This window comes from Acinetobacter johnsonii, assembly GCF_048551975.1.
GTDB lineage: Bacteria > Pseudomonadota > Gammaproteobacteria > Pseudomonadales > Moraxellaceae > Acinetobacter > Acinetobacter johnsonii_A.
In genome coordinates this window covers 1-251 of sequence record NZ_JBIMCF010000323.1, presented here as the reverse complement: position 1 = coordinate 251, position 251 = coordinate 1, and the positions used below count along the sequence as shown (strand labels likewise).

The following is a 251-nucleotide window of genomic DNA, read 5'->3' as shown; positions in this document are numbered from 1 at the left end:
GGATATAGCACACCATAATAATGCTCCAGATACTAATGAACAGAATCACACACAATTAGCTGGCTAATGTAAAGGCTTCAACCGTGTTTGGTACAAAGTACTGTAGCGCCGCACCTGCCATGATAAAATCACATGAGAAGAATAAGCCTTTCGCTGGTACCGAACGTTTTGATAGACGCGCTAGGCTCTGTGGTGCTTGTCATTCTCTTGCCAAACCAAACAGCAAACGTGATGTAGAGAACAAACCACAA

At 43.4% G+C, this 251-nt stretch carries 1 pseudogene; it reads right to left on the bottom strand.

The features are described 5' to 3' along the window. Window positions 1-58: 58 nt before the first annotated feature. Window positions 59-251: pseudogene (locus ACG9ZB_RS17655) on the bottom strand (amino acid transporter); the annotation flags it as partial.